We start from the raw sequence: 13,219 nt of genomic DNA, 5'->3' as shown, positions 1-13,219 counted from the left end.
TTGCGCAGGCTGTTTCTCTGCTCGGTGACGCATTCTTTCCGATCATCGTCGTCGTGGCGGCGGCCCGGTCGGGAACGACAGCGGAGACCATCGGAGCGGTATTCGCCGCCCGCTTCATCGCACTCGGCGGTGTCGTCCTCTTCAGCGGCGCACTTCTCGACCGCGTCAATCCCGTCGCCGCGGCGGTCACCGCGGATGCCACCCGCTTCTTCGCACTCATCGCGCTGGCCCTCCTCTGGGACGGCCGGCTGGACGCCGTCATTCTCGGCGTCGCCGTCCTCATCGGCCTGTGTGAAGCGGTGAGCGAACCGGCCTTGCTGCTGATCACCCCACAGGTGCTGCGCAGGGGCACGCGCGCGGCCGGGAAGCCTGACGGAGAAACCGACGCGCCCGACCGCTCCGGCAGCTCCGACCCGGAAGAAGCCGCAGTCACCGCCGCGTACGGCCTCCTCGAAGGCATGCGCAACACCTCCGGCATCGTCGGCCCCACCCTCGCCGCCACCGTCGTCGCCGTTCTCAGCTCGTCGGCGGGAGCCGTCGCCGCCGCCGTGGCCTTCGGGCTGTCCGCGGTCGTGACCCGTTGGGCGGGCGCCCGGTACGCGGCGCGCCCCGTACCGGACAGCTCTGTGACGGACAGCCCCTTGACGGACGGTCCCGTGACGGACAGCCCCGCGAAAGCCGGATCGGCCGCAGCGACGTCCGACGAGCCGGAGAAGCCCGATGAGTCACTGCTGCGCTCCGCCCTCGGCGGGCTCGCCGTGCTGTGGCGGGTGCGGTGGCTGCGGCACGTGCAGATTCTCGCCGTCGTCCACGTCCTGCTCGCCGTCGGACCGTGGATGGTCGCCCTGCCGGTGTTCCTGCTGGAAACGGGACACAGCGCCACCGTCTACGGTTTCGTGCTCGGCTCCTTCGCGGTGGGCACCGTCGTGGGCGCACTGGTCGGCGGGCGCGTCACAGGCCGGAGCAAGGGCCTGTACTCCCTTGCGCTGCTCGGCCTCTTCGGCGTGACCGTGCTCGCACCCGTGGCCACCGGATCGGTGCTGCTGCTCACCGCCGCGTTCGTCGCGGGCGGCATCGGCCAGCAGGCGTTCGACGTCGTCAAGATGGCCGGGCTGCGCCGGGAGGTGCCCGAGAGGCTGCACGGCAGGGCGTTCTCCGCCGACTTCTTCTTCTCCTTCGCCTCGCTGCCCCTCGGTCAGCTCTTCGGCGCAGTACTGCTCCGCTTCGCCGACGCCCGCACGATCATGCTGTGGGCAGGCGTCCTCGTCCTGGTGACCACGGCCGCCACCATGCTCAGCCCGGACGCGCGCCGCTTCTCCTCGGCGCCGCTGCCCGCCCCCAGGACGCCCCCCGCGCCGGCGCCGGCCGCGCCGCTTCCGGAAAGGGTGCGGGATGCAGGGACGGGTTGACCTCTTCGAGGAGCACGGCGAGGTCGCGGCACTGTGGCCGCAGAGCCCCTACCGCGACCGCACCGTCGTCTGCTTCGACCGCCACCTGGACCTCAAGCCCCTCGCCCCCGGCGGCGAGAAGGCCCTGCGCGCCGCGGCAGCCGCCGGGACGTCCCCCGCGGAGCTGCTGCGCCGGTTGCCCGTGCGCGGCGTGCCCGGCGCCTTCGGGCTCGACGACTTCTGGTCCGCCGCCGCCCTCGCAGCCGCCCTCACCGACCTGGTGTGGGTGCCGAGCTGGACCTCGTACGCGGGCTGGGAGAGCAGGGCGGTGGACTGCGTGTCCCTCATCGCCACCGGCGGCGCCCCGGTCGACGCGCGGACCGGCGGGTGCTGCCTGGCGGTGACACTGTGCGGCGTACGGCTCTCGGTCGTACCCCCCGATCTCCTCACCCGCCACCTGGACCGGCATGTGACCGGAGACGTCGTCACCGACATCGACCTGGACTGGCTGGTGGACGAGCACGGCAGGGCCGACCACTCCGTCGAGGACCTGGCCGACCTGGTCGCGGCCTGCGGGGGTGAACTCTCCGCGATGACGTGGTCCACCCGCTCCGGGTTCCTGCCCGGCGAGTTCCGCGGGGTCGGCCCGGACGTCGCGGGACGGCTGGGGCTGAGTGCCCGGCAGTCCTCCTTCCTGCCCGCCACCCCGTGGCCGGAGGACCTGATGCTGCGTGTTCACCAGGGCGCCGGGCTCCCGGCTCACGACGAGCCCGCGGCGGAGGGCGGGCAGGCCGGCGCGGAGGATCCCGCGCCAGGGGTGGCGGTGGCCCTGCGCGGCCTGGCGAACGCCTCCGCGAGCCCCGAAGGGGCCCAGGAGTGCTACGAGCGGGCAGCCGCCCAGGGGTACCGGTCGAGCTGGCTGGCGTACAAGATCGGCGCGGCGCACTACGCGCGGGGCGAACACGGCGCCGCGAGGGACCGACTGCGCGAGGCCGTCGCGCTCGACCCGCGCGACACCCTCGCGATGCACGCGCGAGTCCTGTCGGCCCGCGCCACCCTGCGGCTGGAGGGCCCCGGCGCCGCGCTGGCGGAATTCCGCGCCGTGGCCGAGGAACTGCCGCTGCGCGCCGGGGTCTGGCGCACCGTCCGGGTGCTCGCCGAGGCGCGGGGCGACCCGGAGAGCGCAGGGGCGGCACGGGACCGTCTGGACCTCATCGAACGGCTGACGCGGGCACGGACCACCGGGAGCACGGGAGGGGGATGAGCGATGAGCGACGTACTGCTGGTGATGCCGCCTGTGAGCGAGGCCGTCCAGTTCCCGTACCTGGCGTTGCCGCAGCTCGCCGCCGCCTGGACGGCTCAGGACTACCGGGTCCGCACCCTCGATCTGAACCTGGAGTACCGCGCCCGCGTCCTGCTCCGCCGTCACGAACCGTCCGCCGCGGACGCGGTCCCCGGCGCGTCCGCGCCGAGCGCGGGCGAGATCTACCGGACCGTCAGTGAGCGTTACCGGGCCCGGCACGGCACCCTGCTCCTGGAGACCGCCCGCGACCGCTCCACCGGCTTCGCCCAGGAGACGGCCATCCAGGCGTCGGTCCGCTACGTCACCCAGCAGGCCTCCCAGGACGGCTGGATCGTCGACGGCCCCCTGCTCCTGCCCGAACTCGACAGGTACGTCGACGCCGGCCGCGAGAGCTGGTCGGCGCGCTGGTGCGCCGACCGCCTCGACGAACTGCTGTCCGACGACCCGCCACGGATGCTGGCCTTCTCCGTACCCTTCTTCAGCCAGCTCGTCCCCGTCCTCACCCTGTGCGTGCTGCTCAAGGAACGGCGCCCCGCGCTGCGGATCGCGCTCGGCGGACCCACCGTGCAGATGTGGGCGGCGCCGCTGCGCCGGCACGTCACCGCCTCCCACGCCGTCGACCACTGGTGCCTCGGCCACGGCGAGGGCTTCCTCGCCCGCGTCCTGGGCCCCGGCGCCCGCGTACCGGGGGAGGGGAGGAGAGCGGCCACGCGGGAGGCGACCACCGGCGCGAGCGGCGCCGTGCGAGAGCGGACGGGGCTCGCGGACGGCTTCGTGCTGAGCGAGCAGCCGATGCCGGACTTCGCGCCGTTCGACTTCTCCGTCTACACCAACATGGCCCACCAGTTCCCCTACCGGCTCACGGTCGGCTGCTACTGGGGGAAGTGCACCTTCTGCTCGTACGGCAACCGCTACCGCGACGCCCGTGCCTTCCAGCAGATCGACCCGGAGGTGGCCGCCGGACACCTGGTGGCGCTGTCCGGCCGGTTGGGGATGACCGATGTGGCGGTCACCGACGAGAACACCGGACTGCGCCATCTGCTGCGCGTGACCGAGGCGGTCCGCCGACGGGGCGCGTCGCTCACCTTCCGGGTCCGGGCGCGTCTTGAACGCGAACTGGCCGACCCCGCCTTCTGCGAACGGCTGCGCGCGGCGGGCTGTGTGCAGCTGTCGACCGGGTTCGAGACCGCGAACCAAGGCATTCTCGACTCCCTGCACAAGGGCCAGGACGCGGCGCACGCGGAGCGCGCCGTGCTCAACCTCACCCGGGCCGGGATCGTCACCAACCTGTCGTTCATGGACGGCTTCGACCACGACGACGCCGTCCAGGGCTCCCGCGAGACGGTCGAGGTGGTGCAGCGTCACCCGGCGGAGATGGGCCTGGACACCATGCAACTGGTCGTCGCCGAGCCGGGCAGCTACCTGTGGGCCGACCGACGGCGCCAGGACGACGACGCCTACCTGATCACCAACGAGGGCCTTGCCTTCGCCGGCGGCCGGGTCGGCGGCGCGCTCCTCGAGGACACCGCGACGGAGGAGGCCAGGCAGCGGCTGCTGCGGATGACCGTCGAGGCGGTGCCGGACGCCGAACGGGCCGTCCGGCCCGACCTTTCGCCGCGCGCGCGGGACCGGCCCGCGGCGGGGACGGCGGCCACCGGGCCGGCGCTGCGGGCCCGGCCGCGTTTCGGAGTGGCGCTCGACTCCGTCCGTACACGCTGGTTCCTGGCCGACGTCGCCTGGCCACGGATGGCGGCCGTACCCGCGGGCGTGGAGCGTACCCCCGGCGGCGGCCTCACCTCAGAGGAGCCGGGGGCGCGCCGCTGGCTGGCGCAGATGGTCGACAAGCGGCTGCTCGTGCTCGACCCACCGGAAGCGGAGAGTGCCTGATGGACAAACTGGGACTCGGCCTGGGCATGGACCTCGTCTGGGGCGAACGCATCGGATTCGAGAAGACGGGGGAGGGCCGCCCGACCGACCAGGTCGCGGCGTTCCTGCGGCGCAACGCGCAGACGTACGACTACATGTTCGTCGCCTTCCAGCCCATCGACTACGGCCCGCTCACACCCGAGCGCTACTACCCCGCGTACGACGACCTCTTCGCACTGTTCGGAGACGGCCGCCCGCGCGCCTTCCACCACACCCTGCTCAACACCGGCTCCCCGGAGGGGTACGAGCGGTCCGCCGTCGCGGACTTCACCAACGCGCTGGTCGAACGCTACGGATTCCGCTGGATCATCGAGGACCTGGGGATCTGGTCGCTGGGGGGCCGCAGCCTGCCGTACCCGATGCCGCCCGTACTGACCGCGGAGGGGCTGCGGCGCTGCGTGGCGGGGGTCGCGGAGTGGCGCGAGCGGCTGCGGGCTCCACTGTCCGTGGAGTTCCCCGGCTTCACCGAGGGCGGCAGCTTCCTGGTCGGCACGCTGGACGCCTTCGCGTTCTTCGACACCGTCGTCCGGGAGACGGGCGTGCACGCGACGATCGACATCGGTCACATCCTCGCCTACCAGTGGCTGATGGGGCGCACCGGAGCGCGCATGTTCGACGGTCTCGAGGCCCTGCCGCTCGACCGCTGCCACGAGGTGCACCTGTCCGGCTGCCAGATCGTCGACGGACGCTTCCGGGACCTGCACCACGGCGTGCTCCTCGACGAGCAGCTCACCCTGCTGGAACACCTGCTGCCGATGATGCCGCGGCTGACCGGAATCACCTACGAGGACCCCAAGTTCACCGCCGACGGGGCGCTCGTGCCCAAGTCGCGACCGAACGCGGAGCGCCTCTTCTCCCTCGTACGCGACTGGAAGGAGACCGCTCATGCCGCATGAGGCCACCGCGGTGGACCACGCGGACGACGCGTACGACGTGAAGGGCGGGCCGGGTCCGGGTGACGCGGCCGAGGCCGGGCGGCACGGACGCATCCTGGGCGTCCTCGACCGGCTGCTGTACGACCAGCGGTTCCGCTCCGCGTTCGCCGCGGAGGGCCCCGGAGGCATGCGGCCGCCGCTCGACGCGGACCTGATCGAGGTCTTCGACCGGGTGGACCTGACGGAACTGCGGTTGGTCGGGCGCAACATCCGCTCGGCGGTGGTCAGCGGCGGGACGGGCACGGGGCAGGGTCTCAAGGGGGCCTTCGCGCGCACCCTGGAGACGATCCGGCAGCGGCACGGCCACGGGACCAACGCGGTGGCCGAACTCTTCCTCGCCTCACCGCAGTTCCAGCACTTCCGCGACGTGCCCTACTCGCCCCGGGGGCGTGGTCTCTCGCTGCCCGAGTGCTTCCACCGGTTCATGGCTGCCGGACCGGCCTTCGACCCCGAGTGCGCCCTTGAGCCGCTCGCGCACCACGAGGCCGCCTGCGCCGTCGCCCGGGCGATCGCCACGGGCGCGGAGGCCACCTTCGACGTCACGCTCCGCGACTCGGCCTTTCACGGAGGCACCTTCTGCGCCTTCCGCGACTACTCCGAGGCGCCCGCCGACTGGGACCTGCGCCCCACGATGTTCCTCGCGGGTGCGGGGCGCTGCGTCATCGGCCCGGCCGGACGCCCCCTCTTCGACGCCCTGACCTCGGTCCTGGCCGGTCACGACGTGGGTACGCCACCCGACGTACGGGCGAAACTGCTTCAGCGACTGCGGGCCTGGGGGCTGCGATGACCACACGGATTCTGCCGGAGGCGGACCGGTTCGACCTGGACCTCTTCTACCGCGAGCACTGGCGCCGCCGCCCGGCCCTCTGGCGCGGCGTGGGCCCGCGCTTCCTGGCCCCCTCCCTCGACTGGCCCGACATCGAGGCCCTGGAGCACAGCCTCGAAGGGACACCGCGGGAGCCCGGGTCCGGAGCGCAGGTGCGGCGGCGGCCTGACGGCACGGTGCTCTTCGTCAACCAGGCGCAGCACACCCTGCCGGAACTGGCCGACGCCTGCGCGAAGCTGACCGACCTGTTCGGCTGGGACGAGTGCACGGCGGACCTGTCGGTGACCCGGGGCCGCGGTGCGGGGATCGGCTGCCACTTCGACCACAGTGACAACTTCGTCGTGCAGCAGCGGGGTTCGAAGACCTGGCTGGTGGGTCTGCCCGAGGACACCGCGCCGGAGCGGCAGCGCAGCCGCATGCTGGAGACCAAGGGCTTCGTCCCCTCCGGCCACCTGCCCGAGGAGCCGCTGCGCGCGGAGCTGCACCCCGGCGACGTGCTCTACCTGCCGCTGTTCGCACCGCACGAGGGCGTGGAGGGGGACGACGGTGAAGGCTCCGTCAGTGTCTCCTTCTCCTACAACGCGCGGAGCGCGCTCTCCCAGCACCTCAAGCCCCTGCTGAGCGCACTGTCACGGGAAGCCGCCTGGTGGCAGCCGCTGCCGCTCGGCGCGCCCGACACCGAAGGGCTCGAGGACGCGTTGCGACGAGCGCTGCGGGCGGTGACGGACGTGCCCTCGCCGTGACCGACGTCCTGGCCGCGGCGTTGGCCGCGGCGCGCCTGGAGCTGGGGCCGCGGGCACGGATCGTCCCGGACGAGCGGGACGGGCTGTGGCGGGTGCGCATCAGCCTCGGTGCTCCGGACCACGGCACGACGCCCCAGTGGGGAGCCGCCGCCTACGACCCGCCTTTCGTGGCAGGACAGGTGCGGCAGGGCGTACGGCAGCTCCTCGACGACCAGGCGCTGCTACGGCTGCGCTCACCGCTGACGGAGCCGGTGACAGGACCGGCGCTGCTGTCGCCCACGGCAGCCGGGGTACTGGCGCACGAATGCTTCGGGCACACGAGCGAGGCCGACAACTACCTCTCCGACGGCGGCGCACTCGGCCGCGTCCTCGGCGACCGCTGGACACCGGCCCCGCTGACCGTACGGGACCGGCCGGCGGCCCGTCCGTACGCGGGCAGCTACACGCGCGACGACGAGGGCACCGCCGCGCGGACCGTCACGCTGCTGCGCGAGGGCTACTGGACGGGGCTGCTCACCGACCGGAGCACCCGCGCGCTCAGCGGTGGCCGCAGCACCGGGCACGGACGGGGCCGCAGGGGCGCGGTCGTCCCGCGCTGCAGCGTGCTGGAGGTCGCGGCCGGCCGGGACACGGCGCAGGTGCTGCGCGGCCGGATGGGCGACGGCTGGCTGCTCGGCACGGCGATCGGCGGCTTCTCCGTGCGCGGGCACCTGATCCTGGAGCTGCTGTGGGCGCGGAGGGTACGGGCGGGCCGCGCGACCCGGGAGATCGTCGGACCGGTGGCGATCTGCGCCCGCAAGGCGGCGCTGGCCGGCCGGATCACGGCGGCCGGCGACGACGTGACGGTGCACAGCTCGCCCTACACGTGCGTCAAGGCCGGGCACGAGGTCGGCTCGACCCTCATCAGTCCGTCCCTGCTGCTCGACCGCTGCGTCCTGCGTCCGCTCGCGGACGTCGAACGGCTGCTGACCCGCTCGGGAGCTCCGGGCGTACCCACGCCGAGCAGGACCGGTGACGAGTCCGCGGGCGCGGCGGCCCCGCGTGGCACGGCGCGTTCCGGCTTCGGGCCGTTTCCGCCCCGCGGACAGGGGCAGGCGACTGGGTGAGCACCTACGAAAGGACCGACATGAGCGCCGGAGAGAAGAGCAAGGCCAAGACCGAGCAGATCGTCGGGAAGGCCGTACGCAAGGTTGCCCACGCGGTCGGCGACGACACCACCGCGGCCAAGGGAGCGGCCCTGGAGGCCCGCGGCAAGGGCCGTGCCACCAAGGAGAAGTCGAAGGACGCCTTCAAGCGCTGACCGCGTGCCCGCGGAAGCGGTTCACGCTTCCCCGGCCCGTCGCCGACGGCGTCAGCGGGGTGCGCCGGCAGCGCACCGCACACAGGTCGTCGCTGCCGGACGCACCTCCAGACGGCCCGGTGGGATCGGCTCACCGCACGCCTCGCAGCGCCCGTAGGCGCCTCGCTCCAGCCGCTCCAGGGCCCGGTCCACCTCCTCCAGGTGGTCCCGCGCCCGGTCCAGCAGCGAGGCGACGTGGGCCCGCTCGAAGGCGGTGCTGGATCCCTCCGGGTCGTGTTCGTCGTCGACCGCCACCAGCGCGTTCGCCTCGACGATCCCGTCGAAATCACTCCGCAGCGCCGTGAGCCGGGACTCCGTGGAGCCGCGCTCCGCGAGCAGTCGCTCCCGGGTGGCCGCGAGGCCGCCCGGTCCGGCACGTACAGAATCAGAAAACTCGTTCACCTGTGCGGAAACGGTCGTACGGGGGTCCGCATTCCGCGCACCTCACGCGCCGGGGGTTCCCGCTACGACCGGCCGACCGGGGCCAGGGTGGCGTCCGTCAGGGTGGCCAGGTCGGAGGGTGAGAGCTCGACCTCCAGGCCCCGGCGCCCCGCCGAGACGCAGATCGTGGGATACGAGCCTGCCGACGCGTCCAGCACCGTGCGCAGGCGCTTGCGCTGGCCCAGCGGGGAGATGCCTCCCCGTACATAGCCCGTGGTGCGTTCGGCGGCCGACGGGTCGGCCATGGCCGCACGCTTGCCGCCCACCGCGGACGCCAGCGCCTTCAGGTCCAGGGACCCCGCGACGGGGACGACCGCGACGACCAGCTCACCGTCGACGTCGGCGACCAGGGTCTTGAACACCCGGTCGGCGGAGACGCCGAGAGCCTCGGCCGCCTCCTCCCCGTACGACGGTGACGAGGGGTCGTGGTCGTACGCGTGGACCGTGAACGCGGTGCCGGCCGCGGTCAGGGCGACCGTGGCCGGGGTGGAGCCGGACTGCTGTTTCCTGGACTTCTTCGCCACCGGGGCCGGTCCTCGGGTCAGTTGGGGTACGTGGGATCGCGGGTGAGTTCGGACGAGGGCAGGGAGGGCAGGTGCCGGATGACGGCCGTCTCCCTGCGCAGGAGCGCCAGCTCCTCGCGCAGCCGGGTCGCGGTGTCCGGGGCCTGGAGCAGGCGCTGCTTCGTCGGGACGTCGAGCACGGCGGCGGCGGCCACGAGGTACGAGACGACGGACGGGTCGTCGGGCAGGTCCGCGCCCGTCGTCAGGGAACGCTCGCTCGCTCCGGCCAGCCGCTTCTGGTAGCTGCGGAAGGCGCGCAGGACGCCCTCCGAGAGGGCACCCGCCTCGTCCGTGGGCGAGTCCTCGCCCTCGGCGGCCCCCGGGTCCTCGGGCAGTTCCTCGACCTCGGCCGTCAGGAACGGGCCGCTCGCGTCGACGGAGAGCAGCCGGACCCGTGTGGTGCCGGTCGCCAGCACCTCGTAACTGCCGTCGGCGCGCTCACGGATCTTCGCCGCGTCGGCGACGCAGCCGACCCGGTGGAAGGTCTGGAGGGGATCGGGCCCGAACCCGTCGCCCGGGGCCCGCTCGGCGGGAGGCGCGGTGGCGGCCGTGTCCGGCATGCCGGTGGCCGTCGGGGCGGTCTCGCGGCCGTCGCGGATCGCGACCACCACGAAGCGGCGCGGTTCGTCCTCGTCGATCTCGAGCAGGTCGCGCATCATGGCGCGATAACGCTCCTCGAAGACGTTGAGCGGCAGCACGAGGCCGGGGAACAGCACCGCGTTCAGCGGGAAGAGAGGCAGGCGAGCGGTGGTCACAACGGCCAAGCCTAATGGCCGCGGCGCCCGCCGTGTTCCGGCCGCCCGCACAGAGGTGTGGAAGAGGCCACCCGGAGCCGGACACCGGTGCGCGCGTCGAGGAATCCGCCGAGCGCCTCCCCGGTCACGGAGGCCCACGGGAACGAGGTCGCGTAGGGCCCGATCAGCCGGAACTGCTCCAGTGCCTCGGCCGCACGGCCGCGTGCGACCAGCACGTACGCCAGCAGGTTGCGGACCTCCGCCGGCCAGGGATCACCGGCGACGAATCCGGCCGAGAGCCGGATGGCGAGGTCGGCGGCGGCGTCGATCCGGTCCGTCTGCACGGAGGTCGCCCGCGCGAACGCCCTCTCGTCCCGCAGCAGGGCGAAGGCCGCCCGTACGGGCAGGGCCTGCACCAGGGAGTCCCCGGCGGCGTCCTCGGCCGCCCGCTCGGCGAAGTCGAAGCACTCGCGGTGGGAGCCGTACCACTCGGCCGAGAGATACCGGAGAGCGGAGACGTGGCTGCCGTAGTGGTGCGGCGAGCGGCGGACGGCCTGCTCCCACAGCGACTCGAAGACCGTGTGCGAGGCGTGCGTGCCCCGGGCGTGGTCGAGCGCCAGCCGCCACGGCACCGGGTCATGGGCGTCGGCCTCCGTCGCCGCCGTGATCAGCGGCCCCACCTCGTGCAGCAGCTCCGCGTGGGCGGGGGACTCCCAGGCGCGGCGCACCGCCAGCGCGGCCTTGACGAGCAGGGCGTCCGGATCGCGCGGGGCGGCGGCCAGCCAGCCGGTCAGCCAGCCGTCGCGGCCGTGCGCGAAGGCGACCAGCCGGGCCAGCGTGCGGTCCCGCGTCTCCCAGTCGGCGGCGTCCCTGGTCGTGGCGAGGAGCTTGGCCGCGGGCTCGAAGTCGCCGAGGGCCGCCGCCACCAGCGCGGGGGAGAGCCGCTCGTCGGGGGCGTCGAGCATCACCGCGTCGTCCGCCGGCAGCCCGGCGGTCAGCCCGGGGCCGTACCGGAACGTGCGCGCGGAACTCAGCAGTGCGCGGAGGAAAGCCATGGTGCAGACCATTGAAAAGCCCTGGTGAGGGCTGCGCCAGAGGGCCTCTGTGAAGCTTCTGTAGCGAGTGGAAGGGTTGCCCTGGCCGAGGTCAAGAAAGGGCAAAGGAAGCGCGCGTCAGTGGCGCGATTCCGACCGTACGGTTGCCGATAACCGCCCGTCCTGCCGGGACTCGACCGGCCTTTCGACCGCTGCGCCGACAGGGATCCGGCCGGACGGGGCGCCGCCCCCGGTCAGCCGCGCCGCAGGAGCCGGGACGCGCCCGCCGCCACCGTCGTGGCCAGTATCCACCCCAGCAGCACGAGGGCCGCCGCCGTCCACTGCCAGCCGCCCTCCAGCAGCCAGTAGCCGTCCTGCCCGAGATTGATCACCGGCACCAGCAGATCCAGCGCGTACAGCGCGGGATTCCACTGCGGATGCTCGCTCCCCTTGATCGACTCCGGGCGGTACCGGGAGAAGGCCACCGCCCCCGCCGCCCACAGCACCGCCATCCAGACCAGGGCCCGCCCCGGGCGGTAGCCGTACGCCACCGTCCAGTCCTGCAGATAGCCCCAGATCCTTCCCGCGGGCGGCAGCGTCTCGCGCCGGCGCCGCTGCTTGGCCAGCAGCACCTCGCGGGCGTCCGCGTCCTCCCCGCAGCTGCGGAGCACCGTCGCGAGACGCTCGTACGGCTCCGGGACGTACTCCGGGGTCGCGGCCAGCACCCACTCCAGGCGCCGGGAGAGCGGGAAATGGCCGTACGGGACGAGGTTCTCGTACACGAAGCCGCCCATCGCCAGGCCGCCCGGGCCGGGCCAGCTGCTCGACACGTCGATCAGGGTGACCACCTTCGCGCCGTTCAGCACGACCCGGCCCTCCCTCGGGCGCTCCGCGTTGAAGCGCAGTTCGGGCGTGACGATCCGGCGCAGTGAGAGCTCCTCGCGATCGGCGAGCACGAAGCGGGCCTTGTGCAGGTCCACCGCGTCCCCGAACCGCCCGTCGTCGAGCCGCACCGCGCCCCGGCACTCGAAGACCTGCGCCCGCGTCCCGCGCGCCGGACCACCGCCGCGCGCGACACCGAACGGGGGAGTGGTGCCCTGGTTCCCCGTGTCGATGCTCACCCACGCCTCCGTCATGTACAGCGTGCGCTCCACGCTCAGCTGCGGGGCGTTCAGCGCCCGCCGCCCGTCCGTGGCGCGCAGCCGGCTGCCGCGCAGGCTCAGCGAACCGCCGACCTTCGCCCCCCGCAGGCTCAGCTCCCCGCGCGTGTCGATCATCTCGGCCTGCAGGTCCTGCGCCACCGACATCCCGTCGCCGACGAAGGCGCGGCCGCGCCGGTCGGGGCCGATGGCGATCTGGTTGATCAGGAGGTCCGTGCCGATCTGGGCGTCGGTCAGCCGGATACCGCGCTCGATCCGGCAGCGCGGCAGATGCAGATCACCCTCCGTGTGCAGCCGGGCCGCGTCCAGCCTCGGCACCGCGCAGCCCACCATCCGCAGCGTGGTGAAGTGGCACTCGGGCAGGACGACCTCCTGCTCGAAGCGGCAGCCCGTGAGCTCGACGTACGGGGACACCCGGCCGCCCGCCAGGTCCAGCTTCCCGGTGATCCGCAGGCCCCGGAGCTTCAGCGCGGCCACCCGCCCCGGCCGCGCGGGCGGGCCGTCGAGGAGCAGGCGCGCCACCGTGCGCGCGCCCACACTGCGCTCGGGGCCCCAGATGTGCGGGGCGAAGGGATCGTCGCGCACCGGATCGTGCGAACGTAGATCGTAGGTCGTACCGTTCCGGAAGGACTGCCACATACCCAGCTCCGCGGCGCTGAGCCCGTCGGGGATCTCGCCGTCGTGCGGTTCGGTCACTGCCTCACCTCCGCCTGCGCGGTCAGACCCGCGCTTCGTACAGTCGTTCTTCCCTCTGTGTGACCACGTGAACGCTAATGGTCAGCAGTGACAGCCGGGACATGTATCAGCCAGTGATACGGGCGACCGGA

At 73.3% G+C, this 13,219-nt stretch carries 13 protein-coding genes; 8 read left to right on the top strand and 5 right to left on the bottom strand.

The genetic code is table 11. From position 1 onward, the window contains the following. Positions 1-53 precede the first annotated feature (53 nt). The 8 genes from ACIP63_RS01540 to ACIP63_RS01505 are packed head-to-tail and all read left to right on the top strand — an operon-like array spanning position 54 to position 8,421. Positions 54-1,409: an MFS transporter gene (locus ACIP63_RS01540; RefSeq protein ID WP_401510386.1), complete on the top strand. Its 1,356-nt coding sequence runs from the start codon at positions 54-56 to the stop codon at positions 1,407-1,409. After that, positions 1,393-2,652, top strand: coding sequence for a tetratricopeptide repeat protein (locus ACIP63_RS01535; protein WP_401510384.1), 1,260 nt, complete (start codon positions 1,393-1,395; stop codon positions 2,650-2,652). The genes ACIP63_RS01540 and ACIP63_RS01535 overlap by 17 nt, the downstream gene beginning before the upstream one ends. A gap of 3 nt (positions 2,653-2,655) precedes the next feature. Then, positions 2,656-4,578 (top strand): B12-binding domain-containing radical SAM protein, encoded by a 1,923-nt coding sequence (locus ACIP63_RS01530; protein ID WP_401510383.1) that lies wholly within the window; start codon positions 2,656-2,658, stop codon positions 4,576-4,578. Beyond that, positions 4,578-5,513, top strand: coding sequence for a DUF692 family multinuclear iron-containing protein (locus ACIP63_RS01525; RefSeq protein ID WP_401510381.1), 936 nt, complete (start codon positions 4,578-4,580; stop codon positions 5,511-5,513). Before ACIP63_RS01530 ends, ACIP63_RS01525 begins: the two co-directional genes overlap by 1 nt. After that, positions 5,503-6,339: a hypothetical protein gene (locus ACIP63_RS01520; RefSeq protein WP_401510380.1), complete on the top strand. Its 837-nt coding sequence runs from the start codon at positions 5,503-5,505 to the stop codon at positions 6,337-6,339. Before ACIP63_RS01525 ends, ACIP63_RS01520 begins: the two co-directional genes overlap by 11 nt. After that, positions 6,336-7,121, top strand: a complete 786-nt coding sequence (locus ACIP63_RS01515; protein WP_401510379.1) for a JmjC domain-containing protein — start codon at positions 6,336-6,338, stop codon at positions 7,119-7,121. The genes ACIP63_RS01520 and ACIP63_RS01515 overlap by 4 nt, the downstream gene beginning before the upstream one ends. Beyond that, positions 7,118-8,227 (top strand): metallopeptidase TldD-related protein, encoded by a 1,110-nt coding sequence (locus tag ACIP63_RS01510; protein ID WP_401510377.1) that lies wholly within the window; start codon positions 7,118-7,120, stop codon positions 8,225-8,227. The genes ACIP63_RS01515 and ACIP63_RS01510 overlap by 4 nt, the downstream gene beginning before the upstream one ends. Beyond that, a complete protein-coding gene (locus ACIP63_RS01505; protein ID WP_401512297.1) occupies positions 8,224-8,421 on the top strand; it encodes a hypothetical protein in 198 nt (65 codons plus the stop codon). The genes ACIP63_RS01510 and ACIP63_RS01505 overlap by 4 nt, the downstream gene beginning before the upstream one ends. 51 nt (positions 8,422-8,472) lie before the next feature. Here ACIP63_RS01505 and ACIP63_RS01500 read toward each other — a convergent pair whose 3' ends face one another. From ACIP63_RS01500 to ACIP63_RS01480, 5 genes are all read right to left on the bottom strand, one after another. Beyond that, positions 8,473-8,862 carry a TraR/DksA family transcriptional regulator gene (locus ACIP63_RS01500; RefSeq protein WP_401510375.1) on the bottom strand — a complete coding sequence of 130 codons (390 nt, stop codon included), beginning with the start codon at positions 8,860-8,862 and terminating at the stop codon, positions 8,473-8,475. Positions 8,863-8,924: 62 nt separating this feature from the next. Next, positions 8,925-9,425, bottom strand: a complete 501-nt coding sequence (gene ybaK, locus ACIP63_RS01495; protein ID WP_401510373.1) for a Cys-tRNA(Pro) deacylase — start codon at positions 9,423-9,425, stop codon at positions 8,925-8,927. Positions 9,426-9,442: 17 nt separating this feature from the next. Then, on the bottom strand, positions 9,443-10,219 hold the full coding sequence (locus ACIP63_RS01490; RefSeq protein WP_401510371.1) for an LON peptidase substrate-binding domain-containing protein: 777 nt from the start codon (positions 10,217-10,219) through the stop codon (positions 9,443-9,445). A gap of 11 nt (positions 10,220-10,230) precedes the next feature. Continuing rightward, positions 10,231-11,265: a hypothetical protein gene (locus ACIP63_RS01485; RefSeq protein WP_401510369.1), complete on the bottom strand. Its 1,035-nt coding sequence runs from the start codon at positions 11,263-11,265 to the stop codon at positions 10,231-10,233. Between the two features lie 221 nt (positions 11,266-11,486). After that, positions 11,487-13,088 (bottom strand): oxidoreductase, encoded by a 1,602-nt coding sequence (locus ACIP63_RS01480; protein ID WP_401510367.1) that lies wholly within the window; start codon positions 13,086-13,088, stop codon positions 11,487-11,489. Positions 13,089-13,219: the final 131 nt, after the last annotated feature.

It is taken from the genome of Streptomyces sp. NPDC088746 (assembly GCF_044751065.1).
Taxonomy (GTDB): Bacteria; Actinomycetota; Actinomycetes; order Streptomycetales; family Streptomycetaceae; genus Streptomyces.
Note: the sequence above shows the minus strand (reverse complement) of the source record. Positions and strands in the feature narration are given on the sequence as shown.

Excerpts from the sequence above, each read along its gene's own strand:
- ACIP63_RS01535 (WP_401510384.1), top strand. The coding sequence starts at position 1,393 with ATGCAGGGACGGGTTGACCTCTTCGAGGAGCACGGCGAGGTCGCGGCA.
- ACIP63_RS01530 (WP_401510383.1), top strand. The coding sequence starts at position 2,656 with ATGAGCGACGTACTGCTGGTGATGCCGCCTGTGAGCGAGGCCGTCCAG.
- ACIP63_RS01525 (WP_401510381.1), top strand. The coding sequence starts at position 4,578 with ATGGACAAACTGGGACTCGGCCTGGGCATGGACCTCGTCTGGGGCGAA.
- ACIP63_RS01520 (WP_401510380.1), top strand. The coding sequence starts at position 5,503 with ATGCCGCATGAGGCCACCGCGGTGGACCACGCGGACGACGCGTACGAC.
- ACIP63_RS01515 (WP_401510379.1), top strand. The coding sequence starts at position 6,336 with ATGACCACACGGATTCTGCCGGAGGCGGACCGGTTCGACCTGGACCTC.
- ACIP63_RS01485 (WP_401510369.1), bottom strand. The coding sequence starts at position 11,265 with ATGGTCTGCACCATGGCTTTCCTCCGCGCACTGCTGAGTTCCGCGCGC.